This is a genomic window from Actinoplanes sp. URMC 104, assembly GCF_051386375.1.
In the GTDB taxonomy this organism is placed as follows: Bacteria; Actinomycetota; Actinomycetes; order Mycobacteriales; family Micromonosporaceae; genus Actinoplanes.
The window spans coordinates 1592533-1610302 of the sequence record NZ_JBPQTO010000011.1 but is presented as its reverse complement, the minus strand read 5'-3'; the positions used below and the strand labels follow the sequence as shown (position 1 = coordinate 1610302).

Genomic DNA, 17770 nt, shown 5'->3' with positions numbered 1-17770 from the left:
GCATGACCGCAGTGCTCGCCATCGAGGGTCTGCACGTCGAGTTCCAGTTGCCCGGGGCGGTGGTCCAGGCCGTCCGCGGCGTCGACCTCGAGGTGCGCCCGGGGGAGGTGCTCGCGCTGGTCGGCGAGTCCGGGTCCGGCAAGAGCGTCACCGCGGCCGCCGTCCTCGGGCTGCTGCCGCGGACGGCGCGGGTGACCGCGGGCCGCATCAGCTTCCTCGGCAACGACCTCGTCGGGCTGGGGGAGCGGCAGCTCAACGTCTTCCGCGGGGCCGGCATCGGCATGATCTTCCAGGACCCGGTGACCTCGCTCGACCCGTCGTTCACGATCGGCAGCCAGCTGGGCGACACCGCGCGCCTGCATCTGCGGGTGTCCCGTACGGAGGCACGGGATGTCGGCCGTACGTGGCTCGAGCGGGTCGGCATCGCCGAGCCCGATCGGGTCCTGCGGTCCTACCCGCACGAGCTCAGCGGCGGCATGCGGCAACGGGTGATGATCGCCCTGGCCGGACTGTCGGGCCCGAAGCTGCTCATCGCCGACGAGCCGACCACCGCTCTCGACGCGACCGTGCAGAAGCAGATCCTCGACCTGATCCTCGGGCTTGCCGGGGAGACCGGGACAGCGGTCCTGCTCATCACGCACGACTTCGGCGTGGTGTCGCACACCAGCTCCCGCGTGGCCGTCATGAACCAGGGCGCGATCGTCGAGCAAGGACGAACGGCGAAGGTCCTGAGCGAGCCGTCGCACCCCTACACCCGTACGCTCATCGAGTCGGTCCCCGAGATCGGGCAGCGCAACCAGCAGCGCCGGCTCCTCGGCGCCGCACCGCTGTTCGTGGCCCGCCCCCGGCCGGACGACGACGCCCCGATCCTGCAGCTGCGCGGCGTCACCAAAGAGTTCACGCTCGGCGGGCTCGGCACCGGCAGGCACAAGTCGATCGTCCGCGCGGTCGACGACGTCTCGCTGAGCGTGCGGCGCGGCGAGATCTTCGGGCTCATCGGCGAGTCCGGGTCGGGCAAGTCGACGCTGGCCCGACTGGCGGGCGGGCTGCTGCCGCTCACCGCCGGGTCGGTCACCTTCGACGGCGCCGACGTGAGCGCCGGCCTGCGGGACCTGCGCCGCCGGTTCCAGTACGTCTTCCAGGACGCGGCAACCGCGCTCAACCCGCGCATCAAGGCCGGGCACCAGATCGCACGGCCGCTGCTGCGGCTGGGCAAGGCGGCCAGCCGCAAGGAGGCGACCCGCCTGACCCATCGGGCGCTCGACCTCGTCGGGCTGGACGCCGGCTACGCCGACCGCTACCCGCGCGAGTTCTCCGGCGGGCAACGGCAGCGTGTGGGCATCGCGCGGGCCATCGCGCTCGAGCCCGACCTGCTGATCCTCGACGAGCCGACCTCGGCCCTCGACGTCTCCACCCAGGCCACCATCATCAACCTCCTGCTCGACCTCAAGGACGAGCTGGACCTGACGTATCTGTTCATCGGCCACAACCTGGCCGTCATCGAGTTCGTCTGCGACCGCATCGGCGTCATGCGCCGGGGCTCGCTGGTCGAGACGTTCCCGGCGGCCGACCTGTTCGCGGCCGGCCGTCACCCGGCCACCCGTGCCCTGCTCGACTCGGTGCTGCCCATCGGCGCCCGGCAGCTCGAACCCACCGCAAAGGACTGATCATGACGACCACCGACGCCCCCGCGGCGCTGACCTATCTGCGCCCCGCCACCGCCACCGACGCCGGCCTGAGCGCCGAGTTCCAACCCGTCTTCGACCGCATCGCCGAGGGCAACGTCGCCCGCGAGAAGGCCCGGATCTTCCCGCACGAGCAGGTGCAGTGGCTCAAGGACGCCGGGCTGGGCCGGATCCGCATCCCGGTCGAGCGGGGTGGCTTCGGCGCCTCCCTGGAGCAGACCTTCGCCCTGCTGGCCGATCTCGCCGAGGCCGACCCGAACGTCGCGCACATCTGGCGCAACCATCTGGCCTTCGTCGAGGACCGGCTCAACGCGGCGCCCTCGGCGACAAACGACCGGTGGATTCACCGGTTCCTGGACGGCGAGTTCGTCGGCGGGGGCTGGACCGAGGCCAACAACGGCACGTTCGCCAACCTCAAGACCACCGTACGCAAGGAAGGTGACGGCTGGCTGGTGAGCGGAGCGAAGTTCTACGCCACCGGCAGCCTCTACGCCGACTGGCTGGACGTCCTCGGCAAGGGCGACGGCGACACCGTGCTGACCGCGCTGGTGCGCCGCGACGACCCCGGCGTGCAGCTGGTCGACGACTGGACCGGGTTCGGCCAGCGCACCACGGCCAGCGGCAGCGCCACCTACACGGACGTGCCCGCGGCCGAGGGCGACGTCTTCCCGGCCGGGGAGCGCTTCGTCTACCAGGGGCACTTCTACCAGACCGCGATGCTGTCGGTGCTGACCGGCATCACCCGGGCCGCGCTGCGCGACGGCACGAGCGCGTTGAAGGCCCGCGGCCGCAACTACCCCCAGGCCCTCGACCCGGACCCGGTCCACGATGGGCAGCTGCTGCAGGTCATCGGACAGGTCTCGGTGCACGCCTTCGCGGCCGGCGCGGCGTTGCGGGAGGCCGCACGCTCCATCGACACCGTGGCGGCCGCCGTCGCGAGCGGCGACGAGGCGCTGCGCCAGGAACGGGTGCTACGGACCGAGGTCGCGGTGGCCCAGGCTCAGCTGACCATCATCGAGGCCGCACTGCAGGCGACCACCACCGTCTTCGATGCCCTGGGCGCCTCCGGGGTCTCCGAGAAGCTGCTGCTCGACCGGCACTGGCGCAACGCCCGCACGCTCGCCTCGCACAACCCGAGGGTCTACAAGGCCCGCATTCTGGGCGACTGGATCGTCAACGGCGCCGACCCGGTGCCCAACCTCGCCTTCGTCGACCGCGGCGGCCAGGGCAACTGACATGACCTGCCTCCCCGCTCGCCAAGGAGTCGACGATGTCTGACCCCTACCTGGTTCTCGGGCTCTCCGGCCCGCACCTCGTCGAGCTGGCCCGCGACGCCGGACAGCTCGCCCGCTGGGATGCGCTGCCCCTCGCCTTCACCGTGCTCGGCATCGATCGCATCGACGGCAGCGAGCCGTCGTCGTCGACTCTGGACAGCAGCGCGGTCGGCGCGATCCTGGCCCGGCGCACGAGCCGGGCACGGTTCCTGATCGTCGCCGGCCCGCAGCGCGACCACCCCTACAACCTGGCCCGACGGGTGGCGTCGCTGGGACACCTGTCGCGGGGGCGCAGCGGCGTGCTGTTCGGGGTGACCGATGCGTACGCGCCGCCCGGCCCGGACGGCGCGGAGGCCTGGGGCGGGGCCGGCCTCGGCGGCGGCGCGCCCCTGAACCCGGCGACGGCGCTCGACGCGGCCCGCGCCGTCCGGGCGCTCGAGCAGAGCTGGCCCTACGACTCCATCGTCGGCGACCGGGAGACCGGGATCCTCGTGCAGTCGGACCGTATCGTGCACGTCGACCACGACGGCGCCTACTCGATCGCCGGCCCGTTGAACGCGCCGGAACCTCCCACCGGCGCCTCGGTCATCGGCTGGCTGGAGACGACGCCGGACACGGTCATCCCCGCCGAGCCGCCGATCGACCTCACCATCGGCGCCGACGGATCCGTCCGAGGGACCCCGGCCGACGGCGTCGTGCTGCGTCCGGCGGCCGGCCAGAGCCTGACCCACGCGTTGAACGAGGCCGAACGGCTGCTCGCCGAGGGCCGTACGCCGGTGGCGCCGGGCGGATCGCTGCGGGCCGCCCTCGGTCTCGCGGTCCCCGCCCCTCCCGCGAACCGCCGAGCCGCCTTCCCGGTACCCGCACCCCACCCCTCACTGTGATCCGGAGCAGAAACCATGACCCAACGCCGTACGGGGCACGTCATCCTCGGCATCAACGTGCTCGTCCTGGGCTATCTGCCCGCCGCCTGGCAGTCGCCGCTGCTCGACAAGGACTCGTTCGTCGACCCGGAATACTGGGCGGGCATCGGCCGGACCGCGGAGCGGGGGACGCTCGACGCAATTTTCCTGGCCGACGGGGCGTTGCTCGGCGACCCCGCCTACGACGCCAACCCGGTGCGGCTCGAGCCCACGGTGAACTGGGGCTACGTGGCGGGCGCAACCGAGCACGTCGGCCTGGTGTCGACCGCGTCGACGACCTTCAACGACCCGTTCGAGCTGGCCGAGCGGCTGCTGTCCTGGGACACCCTGTCGGGCGGCCGGGCGGGCTGGAACATCGTCACCTCGCGGGGAGCCCCCGCCGCCCGCAACTTCGGGCTGCCCGACGTGCCGCTGCGCGACGACCGGTACGAGCGGGCGTCGGAGTTCGTGGACGTGGTCACCGCGCTCTGGGAATCGGCCGCGACCGGCCGGGACGTCCACCACCACGGCGACCACTTCGACCTCGACGGCCGGCTGCGGGTGCCGCCGTCGGCCCAGGGCCACCCGGTGCTGCTCCAGGCCGGCGGCTCACCCAAGGGCCGGGCGCTGGCCGGCCGGGCCGCCGAGGGCGTGTTCGCGGCCGAGCTGACCAAGGGCCAGGCGATCGAGCACTACCGCCTCGTCAAGGGGCTGGCCCGCGACCACGGCCGATCACCGGACGACGTGAAGATCCTGCCGGGCCTGCTGCTCAGCCTGGGCAGCACCGAGGAGGAGGCGCGGCGGCGCAGCGACGAACTGCACGACGCCGGCCCGGCCGCGTACTCGGTCCAGTGGCTCTCGCAGTCGATCGGATACGACGCGTCGAAGCTGGAGCTCGACGAGCCGTTCCCCGAGGAGGTGCTGGCCGCTCCGGTCGACCCGCAGACCTTTCAGGGCAGCGTGGGCTTCCGCGAGTCGATCGTGACGCAGATCCGGCGCACCAACCCGACCGTGCGCGAATATCTGAAGCAGACCCGCTACACCGGCTCCGGGCACGCGGGCTTCGTCGGCACGCCCGAGCAGCTCGCCGACCACATCGAGGACTGGTTCCACTCCGGCGCCATCGACGGCTTCAATCTGCAGCCCGACGTCCTCATCGACGGCCTCGACGTCATCGCCGACGAGCTCGTCCCGATCCTGCGCCGGCGCGGGCTCTACCGGCACGAGTACGAGACCAGCACCCTGCGGGGCCACTTCCGGGCGGCTTCGCCGACCCCGGATCTCGGCTGAGCGGCCTCTTCTCCCCGGGTCTCTCCCTGTGGCGGCCGCCGCCCAGGCGGGCGGTGAACTGGACGGTCCGTCAGCCCAGGCGCAGCGTGTCCAGCGGCAGGGTGGCGAGGAAGTCGGCCGGATCGAACGCCTGCCCGGCGGTGACCAGCCCGGTCGCCTCCACCCGCCCCTGCAGCACGCGACTGGTCGCCTCGGCCGCGATGGCCGCGCTGAACGCGTAGATGTCGCGCCCGGACGCCGACACGCGGTGGTCCCTGCCACCACGGCGGATCGTGACCTCGACCAGGAACCGCTGTTCGGGCCGGCGTGCCTCGCTGCCGTCGTCCGCGCCGGGCGCCGCCGGTGTGTGCAGGTACGTGGTGATCTCCCTGACCGGCAGGTGGCGGGCGATGGCGACCACGTCGGCGGTCGGGAACTCACCCTCCACCTCGCGCACCCCGAACGGGGGCGGGAACCGCCAGGAGGACACCGGGGGTGGTTCGTCGCCGGACTTGATCCGCAGCCGGCCGTCGGTGAGGACGACCCGCCGGCCGGCGCGCAGCTTGCCGGCCAGCCGCGACCCTCTGGTCGGCACCCAACTGTCCAGGGCGACGGCCACGACGACGGCCTCGGCGGGCGGGCCGTTGCCGTAGGCCGCGGTCGCCAGCAGATCCCCGAGGGCGCCGAAGAAGCCGAGAGCGGGCGCGACGACCATCGTGGGCGGCGGTTCCGAGGCGGTGAACATGCGCCAGGCGACCAGCGTCTCGCCGGCCACGTCCAGGTAGTGCACACCCGCCCGCCGGGCGGCGTCGACCAGGGCGGGCGGGGTGTCGCCGAACGGGCCGGCGCAGTTGACCACGGCGGCCGCCCCGCGCACCGCCCGGTCCAGTTCCTCGGGCGAGCCGAGCGAGGCGGGCCTGACCCGGGCACCGGGATGGCGCTCCGCCAGCGTGTGCAAACTTCCGGCGTCCCGGCCGCTGAGCACCAGGTGCAGGCCGCGCTCACGTAGCGCTGCGACGACGAGCTGCCCGGTGTGGCCGTAGGCGCCGTAGACGACGACGGTGTCCGAACGAGAAGGCATGTTCCGATCATGGCGATCCGTCGGAGCGCACGGGAGTGTCGCGAACGTCAGGGTGCGCTAGGTTCGCGACATGGTGGCGCACCGGGTGGTGATGGCGATCTCGCCCGGCATGCCGATCTTCGAGGCGGCGGTGCCGTCCATGATCTTCGGCGTCGATCGGTCCCACGTCGTCACGCCGTGGTACGACTTCTCGATCGTCGGGGTCGGCGACGGCCCGATGCCGCTGCTCCCCGGGTTCCACTTCGAGCAGACCGCCCCCGACAGCGACCTGCGGCGAGCCGACACGCTGGTGATCCCCGCCTGCCTCAACGTGCACGACGCTCCACCACCGGCCCTGGTCGACATCGTCCGGTCCGCGCACCGGCGCGGAACCCGCATCCTGTCCATCTGTTCCGGCGCGTTCGTGCTGGCGGCCGCCGGGGTCCTCGACCACCGCCGGGCGACCACGCACTGGCTGCACGCCGACGAGCTCGCCCGTCGCTACCCGGCCGTCGAGGTCGATCCGAGGGTGCTCTACGTCGAGGACGGCACCATCATCACGTCGGCCGGCACCGTGGCCGGCATCGACGCGTGCTTGCATCTCGTACGCCTCGACCACGGCTCGGCGGTCGCGGCCGAGGTGGCCCGCCGCATCGTCACACCACCGCACCGCGACGGCGGTCAGGCCCAGTACTTCCGCCCGGCCCTGCCGGCCGCCGGTGACGGCTGGCTCGCGCCGCTGCTCGACTGGGCGACCCGGAACCTGCACCGGCCGCTCACCACGGCCGACCTGGCCGCTCGCGGCAACGTCAGCGTCCGCACCCTCGAGCGCCGGTTCGCCCAGGTGCTCGGCCTGTCGCCGTTGCAGTGGCTGCTGCGGCAACGGGTGCGGCGCGCTCAGCAACTGCTCGAGACGACGGACCGCCCGATCGCCTGGATCGCGGCTCGATGCGGCTTCGGCACGGCCGCCGGCATCAGGGCGCACTTCGCCCGCATCGTCGGCGTCTCACCCGCCGCCTATCGGCGCGCCTTCAAGGGCGAGCGGGCTCAGGCCGCATCCCCTTCCCGGAGTCCGGAGGCATCATGACCCTCGGCGTGGCCACAGGACGTCCGGGAGGCGCTGCTGGATGGGCGCGGTGAAGGTGCCGGGTCCGAGCTTCAGGACGGCCGGAGGAGCCCGTTGCCGTCCCCGTCGCCGTGGCGACTTCGGCCAACACTCACGGTAGGGCTTCGCGTGCGAATGCGAAAAAGGACGACACAGCTGGAAGTCCGGTCTCACCCGGGATGGCGATCGCCGCGTGTGGACCACAGCGCGACGGCGATGTAGACGACCTGTTCGGGGATGCGGAACCACAAAGGTGTGGCGGGATCGCCGTTGAGCGGGATGTCGTCGGCGGCGGCGTAGATGTTCGCGGGGATGAGGCAGGCGAACAGCAGCGCCAGGCATCGTCCGGCGAGGCGCCGGGTGGGCCGCAGGACGAGACCGGCCGCGCCGAGCAGCTCCAGCACGCCCGTTGCGTACACCATCAGGTCCGGGGCCGGCACGAACGGCGGCACCATCGCGGTGAGGTCGTTGTGGCTGGGCATGACGGTCTGGCTGTCGGGGGCGAAGTGTGCCGAGCCGGTGAAGACGAGCATGACGGCGAGCGCGTGCGCCGCGCTGGACCGCCAGCCGGCGAACCGCGTGACACCGAGCGCGCCGGCCGCGCGGAACGCCAGTAACGGAACGAACAGCAGCAGGAGACCTTCGAACATGGCATCACGCTGCGCCCGGGACGCGTACCGGCGTTCCGGAGCCGAAGAATCTGTCCCGAAACGACGGCCGGCACCACGGATCCGGCGGATTCCGTCAACGTCGGCTCATCCCACCAGCACCGTGCCGGCGCCCTTGACCCGCCGTACGACAGGAGCCGTCTCGGCGCTGACCACGCCGGGCAGCGCGCCGATGCCGTCGGCGAGGTAGTCGTACAGATCGCCGAGATCGCGGCAGATCACCGACGCGGTCACGTTCGCCGAACCCGTGACGGCGGCGGCGTAGCCGATCTGCGGATGGGTGGCCAACGCCTCCGCGACCGTGGTCAGGCAGGCCGGGGACACCGTGAGCCACAGGCTCGCCTCGGCCCGGTAGCCGAACAGGGCGGGCTCGACCTCGACGTTGAAATACATGACGTTGCTGCGGCGCAGTTCCTCCAGGCGCCGCCGGACGGTGGTCTCCGACCATCCCGTCGCCGCGGCCAGCGCCGGATGGCTCGCCCGTCCGTCGACGGCCAGCGCGGTCAGCAGGCTGTTGTCGGCCGCGGTCAGCACGACGGGTTCCCGCGGCGCCGGGTGTTCCGAGGGGAGGTCGCGGCTCAGCGCCTCGGCCTGATCGGACGTCAGGGCGGCGGTGCGACCGGGCCAGCCCTTCGTGCCGGCCACGAGGCGCAGGATGCAGTGGGCGGTCACGGAGGTGACCCGCGGGGTCCGGGGCAGCTTCTGCAGGAGGAGATCACCCTCGGCGGCCTGCGTCCTCGTCCGGGTGATGCAGCTGATCTCCGTGCCACCGGACAGGATGGTCACCCACGACGTGTCCGCACGCCGTGCCAGGGCGGCGCCGACCGGCGCGGCCACGTCGGGCGCGCACCGCATGCGCACCAGCCAGTCGACGTGACCGAGCGCGGCCGCGTGGGGCAACCCGACCACGCGCAGAGCCCCCGACCGGCGCAGGCGCGCGTACCGCCGGGCGACCGTGCGGTCGGACGTGCCCAGCACCGCCGCGATGCGGCTGAACGGGGCCCGTCCGTCCACTTGCAGCGCGTGCGCCAGCTGGCGGTCGAGTTCGTCGAGGACGATCACATCCACCGCCCGACCCTATCGACGGTTCCTGCGCGTCACCGATCCAGAGCGTCGGCCAGTTCGACCGGTCGGCTCAACGCGACACAGTGCCCGGCCGCGATCTCGACGGGCTCGACACCCAGCCGCTCGCCGGCGACCCGGCGCAGGAAGGCCGCCGGGAAGAGGCGGTCCTCGGTGCACAGCACGAACCGGGTCGGCACGTCCGGCCATTGCGGGAGCGGCCACGGCTGAGCCGACGCGGCGCTCGAGGGATGCGCACGTTGCTTGCCGACCGCTTCCTCCGCGAGCCCGCGGTCCACGTCGTGATAGAAGACGACGTACGGGTCCTCGCTGTCGACCAGGCCGCCCTCGTAGCCGGTGTTGCTCCACCACTGGTCCGGCGCCTCTCCCGGCGCCGGCACCATCCCCGCCACCAGCACCAGCCTCTCCACCGCCCGGCGCGCGGCCACCAGCGGCGCCGTGAACGCCCCGAACGACTGCCCCACCACGACCAGCTCGGACCGGTCTCCGACCGCTTCGACGACCGCGTCGGCGTAGTCGTCGAGGGTGAGCGAGTCGTCCCCGGCGGGCAGATCGGGTGCCACCGTGTCGTGCCCGCGGGAGCGGAGCTCGGCCTCGACGAGGTGCCAGTACCAGCCGACATCCCCGGCGCCGTGGATCAGGGCGAACGTACTCAAGGCAGCCTCCCGTCGTCGCCGAGGGTACGACCATGCCGCACGTTCTGACCGCCGCCGTTCACGGAGCGAATGCTTTTCCGGCTGTTTCCCCACTTCACGGCGACGGTTCTCGAAGCAGGCGTAACTGCCGCTGATCAGCGCTGCAAGATCAACCGAACGGATCATCTGAGTGCCTGCGACGGTCGTTAGCGTGGCCGCGGAGCCGGACCTTCGTGGGGTCCGGCCGGCATCTCGAGAGGGTCCGATGAGCAAGCGTAAGTGGATGATTTCTCTCGTCGGCGGGGCGGTCGTAGCGGCCACGGCGGCCGGCGTCACAGGGGCGAACGCGGCGGTCACGCCCGCACCGGTCGCCAAGGCGGTCGCCGTGAAGCCTGCGCCTGGGCCGGCAGCAGCCACGAAGAAGGCCGTGACCATGACCTTCGCCGTGTCGCCGAGCTCGGTGCGCTACACCTGGGGCGCCCACCTGACCGGCAAGGCGGCCAACGGCACGACGGGCAACGGCGGTGTCGTCGACATCTACTTCATGGCCGACGGGGCGACGACGTACACCAAGATCTTGTCCACCAGGACCACCGCGGCGGGCGCATTCAGCGCCTGGGACGTCGGCACGCTGGACGAGCACCGCGTCCGCACCGGCGTGACGAAGCCGGGGACCTACAAGGCCGTCTATCTGGGCAACGCCCAGCGGCAGAGCGCCACCCGCACCGCGAAGATGACCGTTTTCAGCTACGTGGTCGCGGGTCTGACGCCGACTCACCCCTTCACCGGCGCGGGCCTCTGCGAGCCCGGTCAGCCGGCGACCGAGTGCGTGTTCACCACCGCCACCGTCCCGGTGCGGCCGGGAATCCTGCGCGGAAACTACGAATTCGCCTGCAACGCCCGGGCCGACCTGACCAAGAAGATGGTCGTCGCCTACCTGCCCAAGGGTCCGAACACCAAGCCGGTTCCCGGCCCGGCAACCGCGTACCGTCAGGTCAACTGGGTCGAGCTGCCGATCAGCGAGGCCGCGACCAGCGGCAGTTTCGAACTGTCCGCGCTGACCCTCGACGGTCACTTCTTCGTGAAGTCGGTCGACAACTGCTCCTGGGACATCCGGATCATCGAGCTGCACGACAGCGCCAGAAGCCGCCGCTGACCCCGGTCGCCGGCATGCGGGCGGCCTTCCAGCCGCCTGCATGCCGGTGCGGGCCGTGAGCCGTGGGACGTCAGCACGTTGAAGCGTTCGTCGGCCGCGATCCGCTCGACATCGTCGCCGGCGCCGGTGTGGATCTAGACACAGACAGGTGGCGACCGGTACGGCATTCTGGTAGCCGGACGCGGGAGGTGGCACGTGGATCGGGCGTTGCTGGCGGATTTCCTGCGCGCACGCCGCGAGGTGCTGCAGCCGGAGGACGTCGGGCTGCCGCGCGGCCCGCGGCGGCGCGCCGGTGGGCTGCGCCGGGAGGAGGTCGCGGCGCTGGCGGGCATGTCGGCCGACTACTACAGCCGGATCGAGCAGCAGCGCGGCCCGGTGCCCTCGGAACAGATCCTCGCGGCGCTCGCCGGCGCGCTGCAGCTGAGCCTGAGCGAGCGCGACCACCTCTTCCGGCTCGGCGGTCACCCGGCTCCGCCACGCGGCCGCAACGATCGGCTCAGCCCGGCCATGCGGCGCATCCTGGACGGTCTCAAGGACGTACCCGCGCTGGTCATGACCAACCTGGGGGAGACGCTGGCGCAGACCCCGCCCGCGGTTGCGCTGCTCGGCGACTACACGCGGTTCCAGGGTCTGTCGCGCTACCTGGTCTACCGCTGGTTCACCGACCCGGAGCAGCGCGAGCTCTTCCCCGTCGAGGACCACCGCAAGCGCGGCCGGGTCTTCACCGCGGACCTGCGGGCCGAGTACGCCGCCGACCCCGACGGCGTGCCCGGCGAGATCGTCGCGGCGCTGCTGGCCATCGGCGGCGAGTTCGCCGAGATCTGGCGGCTGCACGAGGTGGACGTCACCCATCACCACGATCTCAAGCGGTACCGGCACGCCGTGCTCGGCGAGCTGGAGCTGTACGCGCAGGGGCTGCGCGATCTGGACCAGGACCAGTACCTGATGGTCTACACCGCCGTCCCCGGCTCGCCGAGCGAGGAGAAGCTGCGGCTCCTGTCGACCCTGCGGGGCCTGACCCGACCCTGAACGACAGCCGGCGTCAACGTTTCGTCGGCGTTGCGTCGGCGCCCGCCCGGTGGGATGACCTCATGACCGACACGACCCTCGCCGGCCTTCTCGACCGGGCCGCCATCACCGACACCCTCCACCGTTACGCCGCCGGCCTCGACCTCAACGACGCCGACCTGCTCGCCTCCTCGCTCACCGAGGACGCCGTCGTCGATCTCGGCCCGGCCATGCGGCGCATCGGGTACGACTTCCCTCCGCTCGCCCCGCGGGAGACCGTCGTGAGCACCCTGATCGGTGCGGTGGGGCCGCTGGACTCCAGCCACGCCATCAGCAACATCCGCATCACGATCGACGGGGACGACGCCACGGTGCTCGCCTACGCCCAGGCCCAGCACTTCAAGCCGGGCACCGGCTCCGACCCGGCGGTGACCCGCCACGCCCTGATGATGAACCGCTACACCGCGACCCTGGTCCGCGACGGTGAGCAGTGGCGCATCCGCCACCTCGACATCGCCAACGCCTGGTTCGAGGGCGACGCGCTCATGCTGCTCGGCGACTGACGCGACGGCGCGCCGGAAAGTGCCCAGGGTTTCAGGCCGCGCTGCGGGTGACCGCATCCCGCAGCGCCGCCAGCCCATCCGCCTGCGTGACGATCGCCCGGTATCCGAGTTCGGCAGCGGCCTTGCCGGTGCGCAGCGTGCAGGTCTGCTCGAGGAACCAGCGCGCCGGAACGGGAATCACGCGGGCGGCGGTGCCGGCGTCGATATCGGGGATCGCGGCGTCGACTCCGTAGATCGCGAAGTTCGTCTCGAGGAAGTCGCGGAGTGTCACGCGCTGCTGGTCGGTGATGAAGTACGCCTCACCCGGCCGGCCGCGCAGCCAGCCCCGGACGAGCCCCTCGACTGCGTTGTCGACGAAGGTGACGTCGGTGGTGTGCCTGCCGCCCTCGATCCAGGCGAACTCGCCGTGGCGCGCCGCGTGCACGAGGCCTTCGACCAGTGAGCTCTCGGGTCCCCACACGAACCGCGGCCGGATCGACACGGTGGCGAACCCGGGCGCGTTCGCGGCCAGGACCAGCGCCTCGGCTTCCGCTTTCGTCGCGCAGTACGCGGCTTCCGAGTCCGGTCGCAGCGGGGCGCTCTCGTCGACGTCGACGAGCGGCTCGCCGGCCAGGAGGGCGGCTTCGCTGCCGCAGTGCACGAAACGGGCGACCCCGGCCCGCCGGGCCGCTTCCAGCGCGGCCCGGGTGCCGCCGACCGTCACCAGTTCCTGGCGCTCCCGCCCGGCCGTGATGTCCGTCTCCGCCGCCAGGTGGAACAGCACCTCGCTGCCCTCGACTGCGGCGCGCCAGGTGTCGGGATCGGTCAGCTCCCCGTGCACCGGCCGGGCGCCCAGCGCGCTCACGACGTCCGCGGACGCCGCGCTGCGGACCAGCACCTTGACCGCATGCCCGTCGGCCACCAGGCGCCGGATCAGGCTCCGGCCGATGAAGCCCGAACCGCCGGTGATGAACGTCTGTGCCATGTCGCTCTCCTCATCAGTGATCTCTGCCCGGTTCCAGCAAGGTGCGAGCGGCATTGCTTCCCTCGGCCGCATTTATGTTCCGAAGCACTCCGATAAGATTTCCGAATGGCTACGCTGCGTGCACTGGAGTGTCTGGTCGCGGTCGCGGACGTCGGGTCGATCACCGAGGCGGCCCGGCTGCTGCACTCGTCGCAGCCCGCGGTGTCCCAGCAGATCGCCGCGCTGGAGCGCGAGACGCGTACGCCGCTGCTGCGCCGGGAGCCCCGGGGCGTCTCGCTCACCCCGGCCGGGCGCTCCGCGGTCGCGGACGCCAGGCGGGCGATCGACGCGGCCGCCGCGGCGGTGCGGTCGGCCCGGGCCGCGGGGCAGGCGGAGGGCGGATCGCTGCGCCTGGTCTGCGCGCAGAGCCTGACCGTGCCGTTGCTCGCCCCGGTGATCCGCGCCTGGCACAGGCGCCATCCGCAGGTGGTGATCGGGATTCGCGAGGCGGTAACACCGGACGGCCTCTTCGATGGCGGGGAGGTCGACGTCTGGGTGCTCCCCGGTCCGATGGACGGCGGTTTCCCCTCCACGGTCGTCGCCGAGGAGGAGATCGTGCTGACGGCGCCGAGGGATCATCGGCTGGCGGGGCGGAGCTCGGTGACCCTTGCCGAGATCGACGGTGAGGACCTGGTGCACTTCGCGCCGGACAACAGTTTGAGCAGCTGGCTCGACCGGTCGCTCGGCGCCGCCGGCCTCCGCCTCAAGCCCGTGCTGAGAACGTCGGTCACCTCCGCGGCGCCGCAGCTCGCGGCGGCCGGCCTCGGCATCGCGATAAGCCCGGTCAGCGCCGTCAGCGCGGGCTTCCCGGGTGTGGTCCGTTCCTTCTCCCCCCGGTGGTCGCGCCAGGTGGTCGCGGTGACGCCGGGCGAGCCCGATCCGCTCGCTGCCCGCTTCATCGCCGATCTGCGTGCCCGCGGCGTGCGGGTGCCCCGGGATGTGCGGAACCAGCTCGAGGCCGGCCGGGGCCAACCATGACGCGACCGCCGCCGGCCCGAGCGTCCGGGCGGCTGTCAACGTTTCGTCTGCGTTCCGTCGGCACGCCGCCGGTGGACTGGGGCCATGGAAAATGCGATCACCGATGTCCCGGCCGTGGTGGATCCCGCCGTCGCCGCCGAGCTCGCCCACCGCGTCGCCGGCGTCGTCCTGCTTCCCGGTGACGAGAGCTACGCCGAGGAATGCGCGACGTACAACCCGGCCGTCCCGAACAACCCGGCCGTGGTGGTGGGCGCCGCCGGGCCGTCCGACGTCCAGGCCGCGCTCGCGTTCGCGAAACAGCACGACCTCGCCGTGGCGGTGATGAACACGGGTCACACCACCGTCGTGGCCGACAACCGTACGCTGCTGGTCACGACGCGCCGGATGGACGAGGTCACCATCGACCCGGTGGCTCGCCGCGCCCGGGTCGGCGCCGGCGTGCGCTGGCAGCAGGTCGTCGACGCCGCGGCGCAGCACGGGCTCGCGCCGCTCACCGGCTCCTCGCCGCTCGTCGGCGTCGTCGGCTACACCCTCGGCGGCGGGCTGAGCGCCACGATGGGACGCAAGTACGGCTGGGCCTCCGACCACGTCACCGGGCTGGACATCGTCACCGCGGACGGGCAGGCGCGGCACGCCGATGCCGATTCGGAGCCGGAGCTGTTCTGGGCCGTGCGCGGCTCGAAGAGCAATCTGGGCATCGTCACCGCCCTCGAGTTCGAGCTGTTCCCCGTCCGCCGGCTGTACGGCGGGGCGCTGGTCTTCCCGGGCGACCACGCCGAGCCGGTGCTGCGGGCGTACGCGTCCCTGACCGCCCAGGCGCCGGACGAGCTGACCACCTCGATCGCGTTCATGCGGCTGCCGGACGTGCCGGTGTTCCCCGAGCCGTTGCGCGGCACCTTCACGGTGCACGTGCGGGTGTCCTTCCTGGGCGACGCCGCGGACGCGGACGCGTTGCTGGCGCCCCTTCGCGCGGCCGCGCCGATCATGATCGACACTGTCGGCGACCTGCCGTACACCGGCTTCGCCGCCATCTACTCCGACCCGGAGGGCCCGGCGCCGTTCGCCGAGCGGACGCTGAGCCTGCCGCCTCTGACGGACGATCTGGTGGCGCAGCTGACCGAGAGCGTCGGGCCGGTCGCCGACGTGCCGGCGAACATCATCGAGCTGCGTCACCTCGGCGGCGCGCTGCGCGACACGCCGGTCGGCGCCGGTGCGGCCGGCCTGCGTGCTGCGGAGTTCGTCCTGTGGGTCGTCACCGTCGGTGGCCCGGACCTGACCGGGCCGGCCCTGCGCTGGACCGGCGAGCTGTTCGACGCCCTGAAGCCGTGGGCCCTGGAGGGCAAGCACCTCAATTTCATCGGTCAGGAGGACCTTGCCGAGCAGGCGGTCCGCTCCGCCTACCCGGCGGCGACCTACAGCCGGTTGGCTCGGGCGAAGGCCACGTACGACCCGGCCAACGTCTTCCGGCTCAACCACAACATCCCGCCGGCGTCATAGGGGATGCGGTCGTGAAGGTCACGTCCGGCGGAGTTGGTGGATCCTTGCGGCCGCAACGAAGATTCAGCGGTGCGTTTCACTCTGCTGGGCCCGGTGCGGGTCGTCACGGACGCTGCAGATGTGGCTCTCGGGCCGCCCCAGCAGCGTGGGCTGCTGGCCCTGCTGCTTCTGCGGAACACGCCGGTGCCGATCGACGACGTGGTGGACGCGTTGTGGGGCGAGAACCGGCCGGCGTCGGCGCACAGCACCGTCCGCACGTACGCCGCCCGCCTGCGACAGGTGCTCGCCGGCGGTGCGGCCGAGCTGCGCCGGTCGGCGAGTGGCTACCACCTCGTGCGCAACGGGGCCGGTGTCGACGTGGACGAGTTCGAGCGGCTCGCCGCCGCCGCACGTCAGGCCCGGCGCTCCGGGGACGTCGCTGCCGCCGCCACCGCGCTGCGCGCGGCGCTCGAGGTCTGGTCCGGCCCGGCGCTGGGCGGCGTCCGGGCGGAGTTCGCCGCCGCCCAGCGCACCCGGCTCGAGGAATCCCGGCGTGCCGCCCACGAGCAGCTGTTCGACGCGGAACTGGCGCTGGGCCGGCACGAGGCTATCTGCGCCGATCTGGGCGCGGCCGTCGCCGATCGACCGTTGGACACGCGACTGACCGAGCTCTGGATGACCGCCCTGCACCGCTGCGGGCGGACGGCGGAGGCGCTCGAGGCCTTCCGCCGGTTGCGCACCGAGCTGAGCGACCAGCTCGGCATCGAACCGGGCGCCGAGCTGCAGCACCTGCATCAGCGGTTGCTGCGGGGCGACGAGGCCGTCGCCGTTGCGGAGGTGGCGGCGGACCCGCCGCCGGCCCGGCCCGATCAGATGCCCCTCGGCATCCGGGATTTCACCGGTCGCCGCGCCGAGGTCGACCGGTTGTGCCGGGTGCTCACCGAGGAGGGTGGGACACCGGTCGCCGGCATCACCGGCCTCGGCGGGTCGGGCAAGACGACCGTGGCCGTGCACGTGGCCCATCTCCTCACCGACCATTTCCCGGACGGGCGGATCTACCTGGACCTGCGCGCCCGCACCGGCCGGGCCGTGAGCGCGCACGAAGCCCTCGGATCGCTGCTGCGCTCGATCCGGCCGGACAGCTCGCTGCCCGGTACGACGGCCGAGCGCTCGACCCTGTGGCGCACCCTGACGGCCGGCCGCAGGATGCTGGTGGTCCTCGACGACGCGGACAGCAGTGAGCAGGTCGAACCGCTGGTGCCGGCCTGCGCGGTGATGGTGACGGCGGGCCGCCGGCTGCTGAGGCTGCCGGCGGTCGCGTGGCAGCGCCTCGGCCCGCTGAGCGACCAGGAGTCGCTGGACCTCCTCGGCAGAATCGCCGGACGGCAGCGCGTGGCGGCCGAGCCGGATGCGGCCCGGCAGCTGGTCGCCGCCTGCTCCGGGCATGCCCTGTCGGTCCGGGTGGCCGCCGCCCGGCTGCTCGACCGACCGGCGTGGACGATCACTCAGATCATGGAGCAGCTGGCGGACGACCTGCGTCAGCCCGTCGTCATGCACGAGGACTGCAAGATCGTCGACGAGCCGATCCGGCGCGCGGAGGCCGGATTGCCGGCGGGGCCTGCCGAGGTTTTCCGCCTCGCCGCGCTCGCCGCTTCACCGGTCCGCACCGTTGCCGAGGTGACCGCGATGACCGGGCTGCCCCGAGCCGAGGCGCGGGCCGCCCTGGAGGACCTCGTCGACGCCCATCTGGTGGAGGCTGTCGATGCAGACACCTATCGTTACGCCGTTCTGATCCAGGCCTTCGCGCGGCGCCGTGCCGAGCAGGTGGAAGGCCCGGATCGCTGCCGGGCCGCCCTCGCCGGTCTGGGCCGGAGGCTGTCCGCGGTGGCATGACGGCTCGCGCGG

The 17770-nt window shown here is 72.4% G+C and carries 16 protein-coding genes; 11 read left to right on the top strand and 5 right to left on the bottom strand.

Annotated features, from left to right (window positions below; genetic code table 11):
* The first annotated feature begins 2 nt into the window (after positions 1-2).
* The 4 genes from ACSNN8_RS33180 to ACSNN8_RS33165 are packed head-to-tail and all read left to right on the top strand — an operon-like array spanning position 3 to position 5151.
* Positions 3-1667, top strand: a complete 1665-nt coding sequence (locus tag ACSNN8_RS33180; protein ID WP_436653960.1) for a dipeptide ABC transporter ATP-binding protein — start codon at positions 3-5, stop codon at positions 1665-1667.
* Between the two features lie 2 nt (positions 1668-1669).
* Positions 1670-2920 carry an acyl-CoA dehydrogenase family protein gene (locus ACSNN8_RS33175; RefSeq protein ID WP_436653958.1) on the top strand — a complete coding sequence of 417 codons (1251 nt, stop codon included), beginning with the start codon at positions 1670-1672 and terminating at the stop codon, positions 2918-2920.
* A 35-nt stretch (positions 2921-2955) separates the two neighbouring features.
* The gene (locus ACSNN8_RS33170; protein WP_436653957.1) at positions 2956-3843 is read left to right on the top strand and encodes a hypothetical protein; all 888 of its coding nucleotides are present in this window, start codon (positions 2956-2958) and stop codon (positions 3841-3843) included.
* A gap of 15 nt (positions 3844-3858) precedes the next feature.
* The gene (locus tag ACSNN8_RS33165; protein ID WP_436653955.1) at positions 3859-5151 is read left to right on the top strand and encodes an NtaA/DmoA family FMN-dependent monooxygenase; all 1293 of its coding nucleotides are present in this window, start codon (positions 3859-3861) and stop codon (positions 5149-5151) included.
* A gap of 70 nt (positions 5152-5221) precedes the next feature.
* Here ACSNN8_RS33165 and ACSNN8_RS33160 read toward each other — a convergent pair whose 3' ends face one another.
* Positions 5222-6211, bottom strand: a complete 990-nt coding sequence (locus ACSNN8_RS33160) for an NAD(P)H-binding protein (RefSeq protein ID WP_436653953.1) — start codon at positions 6209-6211, stop codon at positions 5222-5224.
* Positions 6212-6281: 70 nt separating this feature from the next.
* Between ACSNN8_RS33160 and ACSNN8_RS33155 the strand changes: the two genes are divergently transcribed.
* Entirely contained in the window at positions 6282-7277 is a 996-nt protein-coding gene (locus ACSNN8_RS33155) for a helix-turn-helix domain-containing protein (RefSeq protein ID WP_436653951.1), read from the top strand.
* Positions 7278-7465: 188 nt separating this feature from the next.
* On the opposite strand, the gene ACSNN8_RS33150 is transcribed toward ACSNN8_RS33155, so the two are convergent.
* The 3 genes from ACSNN8_RS33150 to ACSNN8_RS33140 all read right to left on the bottom strand — a co-directional run bounded on the left by ACSNN8_RS33150 (position 7466) and on the right by ACSNN8_RS33140 (position 9702).
* Positions 7466-7945, bottom strand: coding sequence for a DoxX family protein (locus ACSNN8_RS33150; protein ID WP_436653949.1), 480 nt, complete (start codon positions 7943-7945; stop codon positions 7466-7468).
* Between the two features lie 105 nt (positions 7946-8050).
* Positions 8051-9031, bottom strand: coding sequence for an Lrp/AsnC family transcriptional regulator (locus ACSNN8_RS33145; RefSeq protein ID WP_436653947.1), 981 nt, complete (start codon positions 9029-9031; stop codon positions 8051-8053).
* Between the two features lie 29 nt (positions 9032-9060).
* Positions 9061-9702: an alpha/beta fold hydrolase gene (locus tag ACSNN8_RS33140; RefSeq protein WP_436653946.1), complete on the bottom strand. Its 642-nt coding sequence runs from the start codon at positions 9700-9702 to the stop codon at positions 9061-9063.
* A 244-nt stretch (positions 9703-9946) separates the two neighbouring features.
* On the opposite strand from ACSNN8_RS33140, the gene ACSNN8_RS33135 reads away from it, so the two are divergent.
* The 3 genes from ACSNN8_RS33135 (at position 9947) to ACSNN8_RS33125 (ending at position 12408) form a co-directional block, all read left to right on the top strand.
* On the top strand, positions 9947-10837 hold the full coding sequence (locus tag ACSNN8_RS33135; RefSeq protein WP_436653944.1) for a hypothetical protein: 891 nt from the start codon (positions 9947-9949) through the stop codon (positions 10835-10837).
* A gap of 195 nt (positions 10838-11032) precedes the next feature.
* The gene (locus tag ACSNN8_RS33130) at positions 11033-11866 is read left to right on the top strand and encodes a helix-turn-helix transcriptional regulator (RefSeq protein WP_436653942.1); all 834 of its coding nucleotides are present in this window, start codon (positions 11033-11035) and stop codon (positions 11864-11866) included.
* 62 nt (positions 11867-11928) lie between these two features.
* Positions 11929-12408, top strand: a complete 480-nt coding sequence (locus ACSNN8_RS33125; protein ID WP_436653941.1) for a nuclear transport factor 2 family protein — start codon at positions 11929-11931, stop codon at positions 12406-12408.
* A gap of 31 nt (positions 12409-12439) precedes the next feature.
* Here ACSNN8_RS33125 and ACSNN8_RS33120 read toward each other — a convergent pair whose 3' ends face one another.
* Positions 12440-13372, bottom strand: a complete 933-nt coding sequence (locus ACSNN8_RS33120) for an NAD-dependent epimerase/dehydratase family protein (RefSeq protein WP_436653940.1) — start codon at positions 13370-13372, stop codon at positions 12440-12442.
* A gap of 105 nt (positions 13373-13477) precedes the next feature.
* On the opposite strand from ACSNN8_RS33120, the gene ACSNN8_RS33115 reads away from it, so the two are divergent.
* The 3 genes from ACSNN8_RS33115 (at position 13478) to ACSNN8_RS33105 (ending at position 17758) form a co-directional block, all read left to right on the top strand.
* On the top strand, positions 13478-14389 hold the full coding sequence (locus ACSNN8_RS33115; protein ID WP_436653939.1) for a LysR family transcriptional regulator: 912 nt from the start codon (positions 13478-13480) through the stop codon (positions 14387-14389).
* Between the two features lie 84 nt (positions 14390-14473).
* Positions 14474-15886, top strand: coding sequence for an FAD-binding oxidoreductase (locus ACSNN8_RS33110; protein ID WP_436653937.1), 1413 nt, complete (start codon positions 14474-14476; stop codon positions 15884-15886).
* 69 nt (positions 15887-15955) lie between these two features.
* On the top strand, positions 15956-17758 hold the full coding sequence (locus ACSNN8_RS33105; RefSeq protein WP_436653936.1) for a BTAD domain-containing putative transcriptional regulator: 1803 nt from the start codon (positions 15956-15958) through the stop codon (positions 17756-17758).
* Positions 17759-17770 lie beyond the last annotated feature (12 nt).